At 60.3% G+C, this 13,631-nt stretch carries 12 protein-coding genes and 1 pseudogene; 8 read left to right on the top strand and 5 right to left on the bottom strand.

The genetic code is table 11. The annotated features are described in order from the left end of the window. The 6 genes and pseudogenes from NKH28_RS25670 to NKH28_RS25645 form a co-directional block, all read left to right on the top strand. Positions 1 to 248: pseudogene (locus NKH28_RS25670) on the top strand (transcriptional regulator); the annotation flags it as partial. 184 nt (positions 249 to 432) lie between these two features. Further along, complete coding sequence (gene arfA / locus NKH28_RS25665) at positions 433 to 1,944, top strand: arabinosylfuranosidase ArfA (RefSeq protein ID WP_352449659.1); 1,512 nt, start codon at positions 433 to 435, stop codon at positions 1,942 to 1,944. Positions 1,945 to 1,993: 49 nt separating this feature from the next. Further along, positions 1,994 to 3,085: an ABC transporter ATP-binding protein gene (locus NKH28_RS25660; protein ID WP_352980707.1), complete on the top strand. Its 1,092-nt coding sequence runs from the start codon at positions 1,994 to 1,996 to the stop codon at positions 3,083 to 3,085. A 19-nt stretch (positions 3,086 to 3,104) separates the two neighbouring features. Beyond that, the gene (locus NKH28_RS25655; protein ID WP_502893759.1) at positions 3,105 to 4,022 is read left to right on the top strand and encodes a carbohydrate ABC transporter permease; all 918 of its coding nucleotides are present in this window, start codon (positions 3,105 to 3,107) and stop codon (positions 4,020 to 4,022) included. Then, positions 4,019 to 4,867 carry a carbohydrate ABC transporter permease gene (locus NKH28_RS25650; protein WP_031211878.1) on the top strand — a complete coding sequence of 283 codons (849 nt, stop codon included), beginning with the start codon at positions 4,019 to 4,021 and terminating at the stop codon, positions 4,865 to 4,867. Before NKH28_RS25655 ends, NKH28_RS25650 begins: the two co-directional genes overlap by 4 nt. Positions 4,868 to 4,961: 94 nt before the next feature. Beyond that, positions 4,962 to 6,281, top strand: coding sequence for an ABC transporter substrate-binding protein (locus NKH28_RS25645; RefSeq protein WP_352980706.1), 1,320 nt, complete (start codon positions 4,962 to 4,964; stop codon positions 6,279 to 6,281). A 182-nt stretch (positions 6,282 to 6,463) separates the two neighbouring features. On the opposite strand, the gene minE is transcribed toward NKH28_RS25645, so the two are convergent. From minE to minC, 3 genes are read right to left on the bottom strand one after another with little or no spacing between them, the layout of a single operon-like run. After that, the gene (gene minE, locus NKH28_RS25640; RefSeq protein WP_023677151.1) at positions 6,464 to 6,736 is read right to left on the bottom strand and encodes a cell division topological specificity factor MinE; all 273 of its coding nucleotides are present in this window, start codon (positions 6,734 to 6,736) and stop codon (positions 6,464 to 6,466) included. Then, positions 6,733 to 7,548, bottom strand: a complete 816-nt coding sequence (minD, locus tag NKH28_RS25635; RefSeq protein ID WP_023677152.1) for a septum site-determining protein MinD — start codon at positions 7,546 to 7,548, stop codon at positions 6,733 to 6,735. Before minD ends, minE begins: the two co-directional genes overlap by 4 nt. A 19-nt stretch (positions 7,549 to 7,567) precedes the next feature. Then, positions 7,568 to 8,287 carry a septum site-determining protein MinC gene (minC, locus tag NKH28_RS25630; protein ID WP_352980705.1) on the bottom strand — a complete coding sequence of 240 codons (720 nt, stop codon included), beginning with the start codon at positions 8,285 to 8,287 and terminating at the stop codon, positions 7,568 to 7,570. Positions 8,288 to 8,525: 238 nt separating this feature from the next. On the opposite strand from minC, the gene NKH28_RS25625 reads away from it, so the two are divergent. Next, positions 8,526 to 9,386 carry an alpha/beta hydrolase gene (locus NKH28_RS25625; protein WP_352817234.1) on the top strand — a complete coding sequence of 287 codons (861 nt, stop codon included), beginning with the start codon at positions 8,526 to 8,528 and terminating at the stop codon, positions 9,384 to 9,386. Positions 9,387 to 9,480: 94 nt separating this feature from the next. Here NKH28_RS25625 and NKH28_RS25620 read toward each other — a convergent pair whose 3' ends face one another. Beyond that, on the bottom strand, positions 9,481 to 10,587 hold the full coding sequence (locus NKH28_RS25620) for a glycosyltransferase (RefSeq protein WP_352980704.1): 1,107 nt from the start codon (positions 10,585 to 10,587) through the stop codon (positions 9,481 to 9,483). Between the two features lie 8 nt (positions 10,588 to 10,595). Continuing rightward, complete coding sequence (locus NKH28_RS25615; RefSeq protein WP_352472503.1) at positions 10,596 to 12,146, bottom strand: GumC family protein; 1,551 nt, start codon at positions 12,144 to 12,146, stop codon at positions 10,596 to 10,598. 167 nt (positions 12,147 to 12,313) lie between these two features. Between NKH28_RS25615 and NKH28_RS25610 the strand changes: the two genes are divergently transcribed. Further along, on the top strand, positions 12,314 to 13,627 hold the full coding sequence (locus NKH28_RS25610; protein ID WP_352980703.1) for a VpsF family polysaccharide biosynthesis protein: 1,314 nt from the start codon (positions 12,314 to 12,316) through the stop codon (positions 13,625 to 13,627). Positions 13,628 to 13,631: the final 4 nt, after the last annotated feature.

Raw genomic sequence — 13,631 nt, 5'->3', positions numbered from 1 at the left:
GGTGGAAGCTCAAGGGCTCGCAATACGGTAAGCTGAAGAACTGGCGAATTGCCAATGACGGCACCCATGTCGACGGCCTCAGGATTTCCGAAACCGGCCTCGCTGCACTCGATCTGAAGAGCCATCATTCAATCCGCGTCCGTATCGGCGTCAAGGACGACGCCAAGCGCCCCGGCGGGATCAATATTTTCGGCAAGGGCTTTGGAAATTACGATCAGGACATCCTGCTCAGGATCAAAACTGGTTGATATCATGAAACCGGGTTCTGAAGATAACGCAGCGATTTCAACGATCTGGCATTCTGCTGTGCCAAGGCGTTCGTCTAATTGTCCTACATTTGGCTATTTTGGCTTGACGAAGGGCTGCCAATTCCTCTTTGATATCGGGCAAGATGATTTAAATCATCGTTTGTGATATCGATGGGAGGAATGCATGAAGGCAGCCGTTACGGCTCATCCGCACTATGTTGTCTCGGAAATCGATCCGAGGCTCTACGGATCCTTCATCGAGCATCTGGGGCGGGCAGTTTACACTGGCATCTATGAGCCCGGCCATCCGACAGCGGATGCCAACGGCATGCGTCAGGACGTCATCGACCTCGTCAGGGAACTCAATGTTCCGATCGTCCGCTACCCCGGCGGCAATTTCGTCTCGGCCTACAATTGGGAAGACGGCATTGGCCCCAAGGAACAGCGCCCAGTGCGCCTCGACCTCGCCTGGCACACGTCGGAAAGCAACGAAGTCGGCCTGCATGAATTTGCCGATTGGTGCACCTCCGCCAACACCGAGATGATGCTTGCCGTCAATCTCGGCTCGCGCGGCCTCGATGAAGCCCGCAACCTGCTGGAGTACGCCAACCATCCCGGCGGCAGCAAATGGAGCGACAGGCGCATCGCCAACGGCCGCAAGGAGCCGTTCGACGTCAAGCTCTGGTGCCTGGGCAATGAAATGGATGGCCCCTGGCAGATCGGCCACAAGACCGCGGACGAGTATGGCCGGCTGGCGCATGAGACGGCCAAGGCCATGCGTGCCTTCTCCAAGTCACTTGAGCTGGTGGTCTGCGGCTCTTCGAATGCCAAGATGCCGACCTACCCTGAATGGGAAGCGACGGTTCTCGACCATACCTACAACGAGGTCGACTACATCTCGCTGCACATGTATTTCGACAACGAAGCCAACGACGCTCCGAACTATCTCGCCATGAGCGAAAAGCTCGACGACTACATTGTCTCGGTCGCCGGCGTCATCGAGTATATCAAGGCCAAGAAGCGCTCCAACAAGCAGGTCTACATCTCGTTCGACGAATGGAACGTCTGGTACCATTCCAAGGAGCAGGACAGGAAGATACTCGGCGGCAGCAACGGCTGGCCGTTCGCCCCGCCGTTGCTCGAAGACATCTATAATTTCGAGGATGTGCTGCAGGTCGGCCTGATCCTCAACACCTTCATCCGCCGTTCCGATGTCGTCAAGATCGCCTGCCTGGCACAACTGGTCAATGTCATCGCGCCGATCATGACCGTTCCGAATGGCCCGGCATGGCGGCAGACGATTTTTTATCCCTATCTGTTTGCTTCTAACTATGGTCGCGGCAATGCGCTGGATCTCAAGGTGGAAAGCCCGACCTACAAATCCAGCGTTGCGGGCGACGTCGCTTATGTCGATGTTGCCGGCGTGCACGACAGGCAAACCGGCCACGTCACCTTCTTCGCGGTCAACCGCCATTCGAGCGAGGCAATCGAAACAGTGGTCGACCTCACCGGCTTCGGCGCGGCGGAGATCGTCGACCACCAGGTGATGGCACACGCCGATCTGAAAGCCGTCAATTCGGCCGAAAACCCTGGCAATGTCGGCCCCAGGAAGGGTGAGGGCGCCTCGCTCGCCGGCGGCAAGCTGAGCCTGTCACTGCCGGCCTATTCCTACCAGGTCATACGCCTGAGACTCTGAGTTCAGGCGGATCATCGAGAAAGCGCAAACGCTGAGGAGGAGCGTCGACGTGACGGCCGATATCGAGATCAGGAACGTGAGCAAGCAGTTCGGTGCCATGACGGTGCTGGATCATCTGTCGCTCTCCATAAGGGCACGCGAATTCATCGTGTTCCTGGGCCCGTCCGGCTGCGGAAAATCGACGCTTCTTCGAATGATTGCCGGGCTCGAAGCTGTCGATAGCGGCGAGATTGCCATCAACAACGAGCGCATCGATCATCTGCCACCGGGCAAGCGCGGCATTGCCATGGTGTTCCAGTCCTATGCGCTTTATCCGCATATGACGGTGCGCGACAACATGGCCTTCGGGCTTGCGAATATCGGCGTACCAGGCAAGGTCATCGAGGCGCGCATCAACGAAGCCGCCCGCATCCTCGAAATGCCGCATCTGCTCGATCGCAAGCCGGGCCAGCTCTCCGGCGGCCAGCGCCAGCGCGTCGCCATCGGCCGTGCGATCGTCAAGGAGCCGAAGGCCTTTCTGTTCGACGAGCCGCTTTCCAATCTCGATGCGGCGTTGCGCACCCGCACCCGCATCGAGCTTGCCCAGCTTCACCAGCGGCTGCAATCGACGATGATCTTCGTCACTCATGACCAGGTCGAGGCCATGACGCTGGCCGACCGCATCGTCGTCATGAACAATCGCAAGATCGACCAGATCGGTACGCCGATGGAGATCTACGAACGCCCGGCGACCAAATTCGTCGCGGGTTTCGTCGGCGCGCCGGCGATGAACTTCGTCGATGCGACGCTTGACAGATCCGGCGAGAACGCCACGGCCAGGTTTGCGGACGGCGTCTCGGTGCAGACCGAGATCGCCTCCAGCCAACTGACCGATGGCAGGTACACTTTCGGCATCCGTTCTGAAGACGTGCGCATCGTTGCCGCCGGACAGGGCAATGCCGGCGGCGTGGTCGATGTGCTCGAGCGGCTCGGCGAACGCACCCTGATCTACGCGCGGCTGGGCGATGGCCAGCAGATCGTCGGCTCGGATGCCGGCAACAGCCGCGTCGCCGTCGGCGACAGAATCGGGCTCGCCTTTGACGGCCAGAAATCGCATCTGTTCAACGAGACCGGCCGCGCCTGGCATGCGAGGGAGGCCTGAGATGGCTGACCGGCTGGCGATGTCCCCAACCGCGACACTTGCTGTCGGCGTCAGAGCCCCTACCGCCGACATCTATGCGCCGCAATGGCGAAACGTCATTTTCGTTGCGCCATTCTTGTTCTTCTTCACCACGCTGCTGCTCTTCCCGCTGCTCTGGGGGATGTGGCTGAGTTTCCACAAGGCCGACACGTTCTCGTCCGGAAATTTTGTCGGTCTCGGCAATTACGCCAGGCTGTATCACGACAAGGTCTTCCTGCAATCGATCTGGAACACCTTCTATTTCGTGCTTCTGACGGTGCCGACGCTGGCGCTGATCGGCCTTTTCCTGGCGCTTTGCCTCAACCGCCGCACGCGCACTGCCGCGGTTTTGCGGACGCTGTTCTTTTCCTCGTCGGTGCTGTCGGTCACCATCGTCACGCTGATCTGGCGCATCGTCTTCATTCCGAATGTCGGCCTGTTGTCGACGATCTACGGATGGTTCGGCGCAACGGCTCCGGCCTTCATTTCCGACCCCAGCCTTGCGATGATCGGCATCGCCATTGCCACCATCTGGTGGTGCATCGGCCTGCCGATGATGCTCTTTCTCTCGGCGCTCCAGCAGATTCCACAAGATATTTACGAGGCGGCAGCGCTGGACAATGCCAATCGCTGGCAGACGCTACGCTCGATCACGCTGCCGTCGATCAAGCGGACCTTCATCCTGGTGATCATCATCCAGATCGTGCTGCAATTCCAGCTGTTCGGCCAGGCCTGGCTGATGACGCGCGGCGGTCCGAACAACCTGACCAAGCCGATCGTGCTCTACATCTACGATACCGCATTCCGTCGCTGGGATCTCGGCCTGGGCGCCGCGGCATCGGAAATCCTGTTCATCCTCATCCTGGTCGCGGCCATGGCCCAGTACCTGGTGACACGCAGCAGGGGAGACCAGGCATGAGCGCCACAGCAGCTTCCATCAAGGGCCGGGCATTTGGCGACCATTTGTTATTGGCCCTGGTCATCCTGCTTTCGATCGTCATGATCGCGCCGGTTCTGTGGGTCATCGGCCTGTCACTCAAGGACAATACGGAGCTGATGGCCGATCCGAATTCGGTGTTTCACGCGCCCTATACGCTGAAGAACTACATCAACACCGTCGGCACCTCGTCGGTGTTCATCTGGGTGCGCAACAGCATCATCGTCTCGGGCGGATTGACGCTCGGCACGTTGATCCTGTCATCGCTCGCCGGCTACGGCTTTGCACGGCTGAATTTCCCCGGCCGAGACGTGCTGTTCGTGATCGTGCTGTTCGGCCTGGCGGTCCCGGAACAGGCCGTGCTTGTCGCCCGTCACCAGATCTTCAGCATGCTGAAGTTCCACAACACCTATCAAGGGCTCATCCTGCCGGGCCTTTCAGCTCCGTTCGGCGTCTTCCTGATGACCCAGTATTTCAAGGCCATCCCGAAGGAGCTGGACGAAGCCGCCATGCTCGATAACGCCAGCCGGCTCAGGATTTTCTGGAAGGTGCTTCTGCCGCTCACGCTGCCTGCGCAGGCGACGCTCGGCATCTTCACCTTTCTCGGCGCGTGGAACGACTACTTCTGGCCGCTGATTTCGGCGACGAAGAAGGACATGTTCACGCTGACGGTCGGCATGGCCTCGACCCAGACCAACTTCGCCCAGTCCGAAGGCATCGGCTTCCTGATGGCGCAGGCGGTGTTCGCCGGTGCACCGATCCTGATCGTCTACCTGTTCTTCCAGAAATACATCGTCACGGCGGTCTCCGGCGCTGCGGTGAGATAACGAAGATTGCCTGACGGCCGGGGGAATGCGCAGCAATTGAAGCACGAAAGCCAATCCAGGGTGGAGCGGCGGAAACTCAGTAGGAGGAACTGATATGAAACTGAAGAAAATACTGTTTGCCGCAGTCTCTGCGGGCGCAATGATGCTCGCAAGTCCAAGCTTCGCGGCCACGGAGCTGAGCGTGCAGCGCTTTTTCGGCGCCTGCGATGCCGATTTCGGCACCAACACCGATGCCACCAAGGCCGTTGGCGAATGCGGCATCATCACCTCGCTAATCAACAAGTTCAACGCCGACAATCCCGATGTCCATGTCAACGTCACTACCGTGGAATGGCCCGGCTATGATCAGCTGACCGCGCAGTTCGCTTCAGGCGACGCTCCGGACATCGTCACGATCCATGAATCCGTACTGTCGGATTATCAGTCGAAGGGCCTGTTGATGCCGCTCGACGATCTCTTGAAGTCGGTCGGCGTGACACCCGACGCCTTCACCGACGCGGCGCGCAATGGCGCCACCAAAGACGGCAAGATCTACGGCCTGCCGATCGACAGCTGGACGATGCTCTATCACGTCAACATGGATCTTTTCAAACAAGCCGGCCTGGTCAATGCCGACGGCATGCCGATTTTTCCAAAGTCGCCTGAGGAACTGCTCGCCCAGGCCGAACAGTTCAAGCAGAAGACGGGCAAGCCTTATTTCGTCCAGAACCTAACCAATGAGACTGCACTCTACACACGCAACCTCTACACCTATCTTTTCCAGCAGGATTCCGATTTCTTCGCCGATCCGAAGCATGTGAAGTTGAATACGCCGGAAGCCAAGAAGGTCGTCGAGATGTACAAGGCGATCTTCGAGAAGGGCTACACCACCAAGGATCTCGATTATGGCGGCTCGATCAACGCCTTCCTTGCCGGCGAGGGTGGCGTCCACCTTAACGGCACCTGGGTGGTCGGCGATTACAACGCCCAGTCCGAGACCAAGGGTACGGCGCTCAACAAGGGCGGCTATGCGGTCTATCCGTATCCGCAGCTGTTTGGCGGCGCCCACGCGCAGTATGCCGACGGCCATACCTGGGCCGTTTCACAGAAAGACCGCACGCCCGAACAGATCGCGGCCATCGGTAAATTCCTGAAGTTCTTCGCCGACAACGACTTCGAATGGTCGCGCACCGGTCACCTGCCGGCCTATAAGGCCGTCATCACCTCGGACGCCTTCAAGGCCCTGCCGCATCGCAACACGATCTCTGCGGTCGCCGATCTCGGCAAGCCGCTGCCGTCCGCCGTACAGCGTCAGTTTGCGATCCAGGACATTATCGGCGAAGAGATGAGTGCAGCAATCAGTGGCCAGAAGGACGTCGACACCGCCCTTGCCGATATGGAAAGCCGCGTCAACGAATTGCTCGCCAACATCTGACCACCGGTTTCGAAAGACCTCCCAAGGCTCCCCGCGGCTGGAAACGGCCGCGGGGTTTTGGTGAGGCAGTGGTTATTGTCCTCGAATTGCGAGAACTTGCCGGTGGCGACCGGCTCAAGCACACCAACCACGGCGCCGCAATTTTCGGCAGCAGCCGACGCAAGCCCTGGCCGAGAATTCCGTTAGAACGCCGCGGCCATGGGCATTGCGACCTTGTTGGGGATCTGGATGTCGATCTCCAATCTCGACGTCGTTTCGCCGTGATCCATACTCACCTGCAGGAAATCCTGGTCGACCTGAACATGCCGGGCGATCACCGCCATGATCTCCTCGCGCAACACCGAGACGAGATCGGGCTGGTTGCGGCTTCGACGCTCGTAAGCCAACAGCAGTTGCAAGCGCTCGCGCGCCACGGGCGCGCTCCCGCGGCGCTTGAAGATATCGAGCAGGTTCATGCTGCCCTCCTTCCCAACAGCCGGTCGAGGAGGCCCCTCCGTTCGAAAGGCAGAATGACCGGCAGGTCCTCGCCCTCGAGTCTTCTTGCCGCGTCGATATAGGCGCGTGCGGCGGGGTTGGTGTTTTCGCTGAGCGTAACCGGCGCGCCCACGTTGGATGCGCGCAGCACGTCCTGGCTCTCGGGAATTATTCCCAGCAAGGGCGTCGACAGGATCTCGAGCACGTCATCGATGCTCAGCATCTCGCCGCGGGCAGCGCGCGCAGCATCGTAGCGCGTGACGAGGACGTGTTTGACAATCGATTCACCTTGCTCGGCTTTCATCGTTCTGGAGTCGAGCAGGCCGATGATACGATCGGAATCGCGGACCGAGCTCACTTCCGGGTTGGTGACGATTACCGCCTCGTCGGCAAAGCGCATGGCAAGTTGCGCGCCCCGCTCTATGCCGGCCGGACTGTCGCAGAAGACGTAGTCGAAAACGGAGCGCAGCTTGTCGATGACGTCGGCGACGCCTTCCTCGGTGAGAGCATCCTTGTCGCGCGTTTGCGAGGCCGGCAGCAGGAACAGCGTTTCGAGTCGCTTGTCACGGATCAGCGCCTGCGAAAGCTTGGCGGTTCCCTGAATGACGTTGACGATATCGAAAACAACGCGCCGCTCGGCACCCATGATCAGATCGAGGTTGCGCAGGCCGACGTCGAAATCGACGAGAGCCACCCGCTTGCCGGTTTTCGCGACCGCGGCGCCGAGAGCGGCCGTCGAGGTCGTCTTGCCGACACCCCCTTTGCCGGATGTGACAACCACTACCTTGCCCATATTTGTGCCTCCAATGTTGTTAGTTGAGCGGTGCGACGCAAAGTGCGCCGTCCTCGAGAAAGGCCTGTACCGGCCTTCCTCGCGAGGAGGCGTCCATCTCCTCGGCAGTGCGGTACCAGCCGTCCACCGCCAGAAGTTCGGCTTCGTTTTTCCGGCAAAAGATGCGAGCCGCGGAATTTCCCGTGGCGCCGGCGAACGCACGTCCACGCAGCGTGCCGTAGACGTGGATCGATCCTCCGGCGATGATCTCGGAACCGGAACTGACGGAGCCGACAATGACCACATCGCCATCGGGATGAAAGATCGACTGGCCGGAGCGGATCGGTGCCTTGATCATCAATGAGTTCGGCGCCTGCGGCTCTTCCGTCTTGGCCTCAGCTGCGGCCTTCGGGTCCGGCTGCACGTAAAGCGCGTCGGCGGTGGCCTCCTTGGCGCCAACGAGGAGCGGCGGCAGATCGGCATCGAGAGCTACATTGCCATCGGCCTCGATCGCGTAGATGCGAATCCCGCGCTCCGCGAGTTGTAAGACCAGATCCCGCATCTCGCCCACCTCGGGCTTGAGTATATTCAGATCGAGCACGACCGGGCGGCCGGCAAAGAAGCCGGGAGAGTTTTCGGTCCAGTGATCGAGGCTTTGCAGCCATTCCCCAAGCAGGGCCTCAGGGGTGAGGGTGAAGGCTACAAACGAGCGCGCTCGAAAGCGTATGGACTTGTTTTGAATGGGAGCGACGCAGGTCACAGAGGCGAGTCCTTACTGATTGGTTAAAGCTAGCCCGGCATGGTTAACGAAAAGTTAATGGCGGCTTTCCGAGGCGTTGGCGGAAGCATTCTTTTTGTCCCTGATCGTCCCGCCGGCGCCCTGCTTCCGGTGCACGACGAGGTCCTCCTCGCGGCTGCCTGGAGGCGCCTCCAGTTCACGAGGTCGGCCGACCGGTATATTGTTGTCGGAACGCCGGGCCTATTAAGGAGTTATCGATTTGACAAGCGTTGCCAGGGGACCTGTCGCGGATCGCGGTCGCGCTGCCTATGACCTTGGCGCGACCGCCATCTTTGCTTCCAAATCAGACCCGCGCTTTCACTATTGCCTGTATGTGCCTCCCGCGGTTGGGGAAGGGGCCAAAGTCGATCTGATGGTCGCTGTCCATGGCACCGGCCGCACCTCTTTTCTTGGATTCCGCGACGCGTTTTCCGAGTTCGGACGCTGGAACGGCTGCGCCGTTTTGTGTCCGCTGTTTCCAATCGGCGTTCTCGGGGATGATGCCCGCAGCGGGTACAAATATTTGCTCGAGGGCAACATACGCTACGATCAGGTGCTGCTCGCCATGGTTGAGGAGGTCAGCGCCAAATACAGTCAGGATTGGAGCCGCTTTGCCATGTTCGGATTTTCCGGCGGCGGACATTTCACGCATCGTTTTGCTATCCTGCATCCCGACAGGCTCTGGGCGGCCTCAATCGGCGCGCCAGGCTCGGTGACCTTGCTCGATCCGACGCATGACTGGTGGGTGGGCATTCGCGATCTGCCGGAGAAGTTCGGCATCACCTTCGATGCCGCAGCGCTGGCAAAAGTGCCTTTCCAGATGATCGTCGGCGGCGCTGACCTGGAGACTTGGGAAATCACTCATGTCCAAGGCAGCACCCATTGGATGCCAGGCGCCAACGATGCCGGGCGAACACGGCCGGAACGCCTCATGGCATTGTGTCGATCGTTCGAGGAGGCGGGTGTGCGCGTGCGCTTCGATTTGCTGCCAGGCATATCTCATGAACGGGACGCGGTTCTCGATTCGGTCAAGGATTTCCTCGCCCAACAACTCAAGGAACGAGGAAACGTCTCACGATGAATTCGTTGCGCCCCAGCCCGTGAAGAGATTATCGCAATCAAAGCCCGACTACGTCGACCGCATCCAACGCCGATTTGCTGCCAGTGCGTAACGACTAGAGCAACGCTTCGTATTGATTGCCAATCTTGTCGACTGTGAAATCCACCGCCCTGTTTTTCAGCACGGCAGCAGGGGTGGGGTGGTCCAGCGTCTCGGCCATCGCCTTCGCCAGGGCCGCGGCGTCACCGACCGGCACCAAGGTGCCGAAGCGGCCGTCACCGAGTATTTCGCGCGGGCCGTGCGGAGCATCGGTGGAGATTACGGGGACACCGGCGGCCATGGCCTCGACCAAGACGTTGCCAAAGCCTTCGCTCGTGGATGTAAGGACGAACAGATCGGCTGCGGCGTAACAGGCTGCGGGATCGTTGACGTAGCCGGCAAAGAGTACGTCCTGGCCAATGCCGATCTGCTCGGCACAGGCGTGCAATTTGGCAGCCAGCGGACCTTCGCCGAAGATGACAAGCCGGGCAGGGCGGCCGGCGCGCAGGGCAGCGAAGGCCCGCAGCAAAGTCCGGTGGTCCTTGACCGGCACCAGGCGTCCCGCGGTGGCGATGACCGGGCCATCGCCCATCGCCGCCAACGCTGCCTGCCAGGCATAGGATTTCCTCTGCGGTGCTACAGCCGGCGGCAGCGGATTGTTGATGACGACAACCTTCGATTCGGGGAAGTCGCGGGCGATGATGTCACGGCCAACACCCGCCGAAACGGCGATGGCTTTGGTTGCGCGCGCTGCAACCAGCGCGGAAAGCCAGATCGCCAGCCTCGCGCCGAGGCCGCTGGCAGGCAGCGAGGCGGCGGCATGGAAGCTTGGAAAGAATTTTGCCCGGCTTCTGGCCAACATGAGTGACAGCGCCATCACCAGATTGGCGAATTCCGGGGCGCTATAGACCGCATCAGGATTAAGGCGGCGGAACAAATTTGCGCTTCGCACGATGCCTTTCAGTGTCGCCGACTTGGCGTAACCCTCGCCGCGCAAGAGAAGGCCGAAGTCGACCAGATGCACGGCAGCGGAACGCAGCGCGGCGTTAGGGCCTTCCGCGTTCCAGGTAAAAAGCGTGACCTCGTGGCCACGCGATGCCAGTTCATTTGCCATCAGGACGAAAACACGTTCGGCGCCGCCGCCCCTCAGGCTGGCGATGTGGAAAACGATGCGCTTCACCATGCCTTGCTTCAGGCTCGGCTGGCGGCAACGCCTGATCGGTTCGGCGGCCGGCGCATGTCGCGGATGATGCCCATGCCGATGGCCAGCAGCATCCCCAGGGCAAAGCCTGCGAACGCTCCGGCGCCTGCCACCAGGGCAGTGCGCGGGGGCCATGAGCGCGCGGGCGGGGGCACCGCGGTCGAAATCACCTGTACGTTTGTGGTGTCGATCTGCTCGCGCTCGCTGATTTGGCGCGCACGTGACAGGAAGCTCTCATAGACCGCTCTCTTGGACGCGGCATCGCGTTCAAGTTCACGCAGGGCGACTTCGGATTCGCTGTCGGTGAATACATTGCCCTTCAGATCGTTCATCCTGGCGTTGAGAGAAGCCAACGAGGCCCGGGCCTTGTCCAGGCTGGCCTTTGCCGTGCCGACGGTGCGGGAGAACTCGGCCCGGAGTTGCGAGTTGACGGTCTCGAGTTCCGTCCTGAGCCTGACAATCGTCGGGTGGCGCGGACCGAAGGTCATCGACTGTGAGTCGATCTGCTGCCGCAGGCTGTTTGACCTGTCGCGCAGCGCAGCGAGCGCTTCCGAAACCGTGGGGTCGGGATTGGCCCCGTTGATACCGGAGGCAACCAGGGCGTCGTAGCTTGCCTGCGCGGCGATGACACGCGATTGCGCATCGACGATTTCGCCATTGAGCTGCGTCAGCGTCTGCGAACTGACGAGCTGGCCATTGCTGGACGACAGGTTGTGGCTGCGCCTGTAGCTCTCGACCTTCTCTTCGGCTGCCTGCACGTCGCTCTTGAGTTGGCCAAGCCGGCTGTCAAGGGCAGCCGCGGCACGGCTGGCGCCGGCAGCTTCGGCCTTAGCCAGTTCTTCCTGGAAGTTTTTGACTATGGCCTGCGAGATCAGGATCGCCTTGGCGGTGGTTTCCGCAGATACCGAGAGGGTTGTGACAAACGAGGTCGGATCCGCGATGGCGTCTACCCGGTCCGCCAGGTTCTTCAAGGCGATGAGCCTCGGGTCGGGCTTCGCCACAGCGCCGGACGAGGATGTGCTCCGGTCCGGATCGAAAAACTCCGGATCGTGAGTCAGGTTCAGTTCGTCCACCACACGGGAAAGCACGTTGCCCGAGGTCAGGATGCGCTGCTTGCTGCGCGTGCTGAGCAACTGGCTATCGACCTGGCCCGGTTGCGAGTAGAGGTCGTTTTCCACAACCTGCAAATTGGATGGGTTGATGAGGACCTCGGTCGTGACGGTGTAACGCTGCTTGCTCAGCAATGCATAGGCGCCGCCGACAATGCCGCCGACTACCGCCAGCATGAAGGCCAGGGCGAGGCCGGCCCGCAGCCAGACGAACAGACGCCGAAAATCGAGCTCAAGGAAATCGCCGATCTTGTCCAGGGTCACCGTTGCGACAGGCTCTGGAGGTTGCGGCGTCACCGGCGCGGAGCTTAGCCCCGCGACTGGGCCATGCTGTTGCAGCAATGCCCTGCGCCGTGCATTGGCGATACGCTCGAATGCACTGTTATTGGAAGCCGTCGCGGAGATAGGGGGTGTGCCGGAACCGGCAGACATGGTGACAACCCTTGTTAAATCATTACGCTTGGCCTGCTCTACAGAAACATCGTTAAGATCTTATTTTCCAAGTTGGCCCATTTTACCGCTCACGCTGTCCGTCCGGCGGACGTTGAAGGGGTCTCGTTGCCCGGAATGCTGTTTGAATACCTTCACCTGGATGGGCCATGAGCTATCCCGCTGCCGCATCGGAACGATTGTTGCCCAGTCGAGCGCGCCGTGAGAACGCGCTGTCGCTGCTGTTTTTCCTATGCGCCGCCTTCGCGCTCCTGCTTCGCTTTACGGTGTCGCCGCAGGTGATGAACATGGTCGTCGACTATACGGCCCAGGGGGGCTCGTTCTACGAGAAGCTGCATTTCGGCACCTATGCGATCTTCCTGGTCCTTGCCGTCGTTCTTTTCAGCCGACCGTTTCTGCTGCAGGGCGACGAAATTGGGATATTCAAAGCGTTGATTCGCTTTTCGGTGCTGATGTTCGCGCTGGTGCCCTATCTGTTCGTCACCGGCCGTGCGGGCTCCTCCGGGTTCATTATCGATTCTTATCTGGTGGCCGGCGCCGCAGGCCTGTTGATGCTGGCCTTGAACGCGGAAGTGCGGCGGGCGTTGGGCGACGTCGTGCTTGGAATGGTGATCCTCAGCGCTGTGCTCGGCACGATCGAAGCGGTGACTCAACATCGATTTATGCCTTACGGTCTCAACGAACTGCAGTTCAGGCCAATTGGCCTATCGGCGCACCCGCTGGCGCTAGGCGCGCTCTGCGCCACAGCCATCGGATTCGTGCCGCTGACGCGCTGGCGCATATGGGTGCGGGTGGCATCGATTCTCGTGTTGCTCGTCGGTTGTGCTGCGTCAGGCGCTCGCGCCGCCCTGATGCTCGCAGCGGGAGAAACCCTCATTCTGCTGCTGTTCGTGCCTTGGCCGCGCCTGACTCTCAAGCACCAGCGGCAGGCCAAGTCCGTGGTGCTGCTGTTCGCCCTGGTGAGCGGCGCAGTGCTGGTGGCCATACTATTCTCGGGCGGGCTGCTGAATCGATTCGGCAACACGATCTTTGACGAGAATTTCATGGCGCGGGTGACGATCTACCAGATATTCGGACTTGTTAGCTGGAAAGACATCCTGTTTGGCATGAACGTCGACGACCTCCTGGCGATCGTCAAAGAGAAGCTGCATCTGCCCTATATCGAGAGCGCTCCGGTGGTCATCACCATGCTCTTCGGCTTGCCGATAGCTGTGCTCTTCATAGTGCTGGTATTCTGGTTCATTTTTCGGCTGCTGCGCGCGGCGCCGCTGCCGGCATGGATCGGCACCATGACCTTCCTGCTTGCTGCGCTGTCGAACAACGCGCTCTCGTCAAAAGCGCCGGATATTACGACTATCGTGGTGTTGCTGCTTGCCTATAGAAACGTGCCGTATAGAAACCAGCCGAAGAGCACGTCTTCGACCGCTGTCGCATCCGAGCCGAAACTGGATCAGCTTGGATAAGCGC

Source organism: Mesorhizobium sp. M1227 (genome assembly GCF_040318315.1).
In the GTDB taxonomy this organism is placed as follows: domain Bacteria; phylum Pseudomonadota; class Alphaproteobacteria; order Rhizobiales; family Rhizobiaceae; genus Mesorhizobium.
The sequence above is the reverse complement of the archived record's forward strand: the minus strand, read 5'-3'. Positions and strand labels throughout refer to the sequence as shown.

What these genes read in the sequence shown, in the direction of transcription:
- arfA (WP_352449659.1), top strand. Translation starts at nt 433, where the DNA reads ATGAAGGCAGCCGTTACGGCTCATCCGCACTATGTTGTCTCGGAAATC.
- NKH28_RS25655 (WP_502893759.1), top strand. Translation starts at nt 3,105, where the DNA reads ATGTCCCCAACCGCGACACTTGCTGTCGGCGTCAGAGCCCCTACCGCC.
- NKH28_RS25650 (WP_031211878.1), top strand. Translation starts at nt 4,019, where the DNA reads ATGAGCGCCACAGCAGCTTCCATCAAGGGCCGGGCATTTGGCGACCAT.
- NKH28_RS25645 (WP_352980706.1), top strand. Translation starts at nt 4,962, where the DNA reads ATGAAACTGAAGAAAATACTGTTTGCCGCAGTCTCTGCGGGCGCAATG.
- minE (WP_023677151.1), bottom strand. Translation starts at nt 6,736, where the DNA reads ATGAACCTGCTCGATATCTTCAAGCGCCGCGGGAGCGCGCCCGTGGCG.
- minD (WP_023677152.1), bottom strand. Translation starts at nt 7,548, where the DNA reads ATGGGCAAGGTAGTGGTTGTCACATCCGGCAAAGGGGGTGTCGGCAAG.
- NKH28_RS25620 (WP_352980704.1), bottom strand. Translation starts at nt 10,587, where the DNA reads ATGGTGAAGCGCATCGTTTTCCACATCGCCAGCCTGAGGGGCGGCGGC.
- NKH28_RS25615 (WP_352472503.1), bottom strand. Translation starts at nt 12,146, where the DNA reads ATGTCTGCCGGTTCCGGCACACCCCCTATCTCCGCGACGGCTTCCAAT.
- NKH28_RS25610 (WP_352980703.1), top strand. Translation starts at nt 12,314, where the DNA reads ATGAGCTATCCCGCTGCCGCATCGGAACGATTGTTGCCCAGTCGAGCG.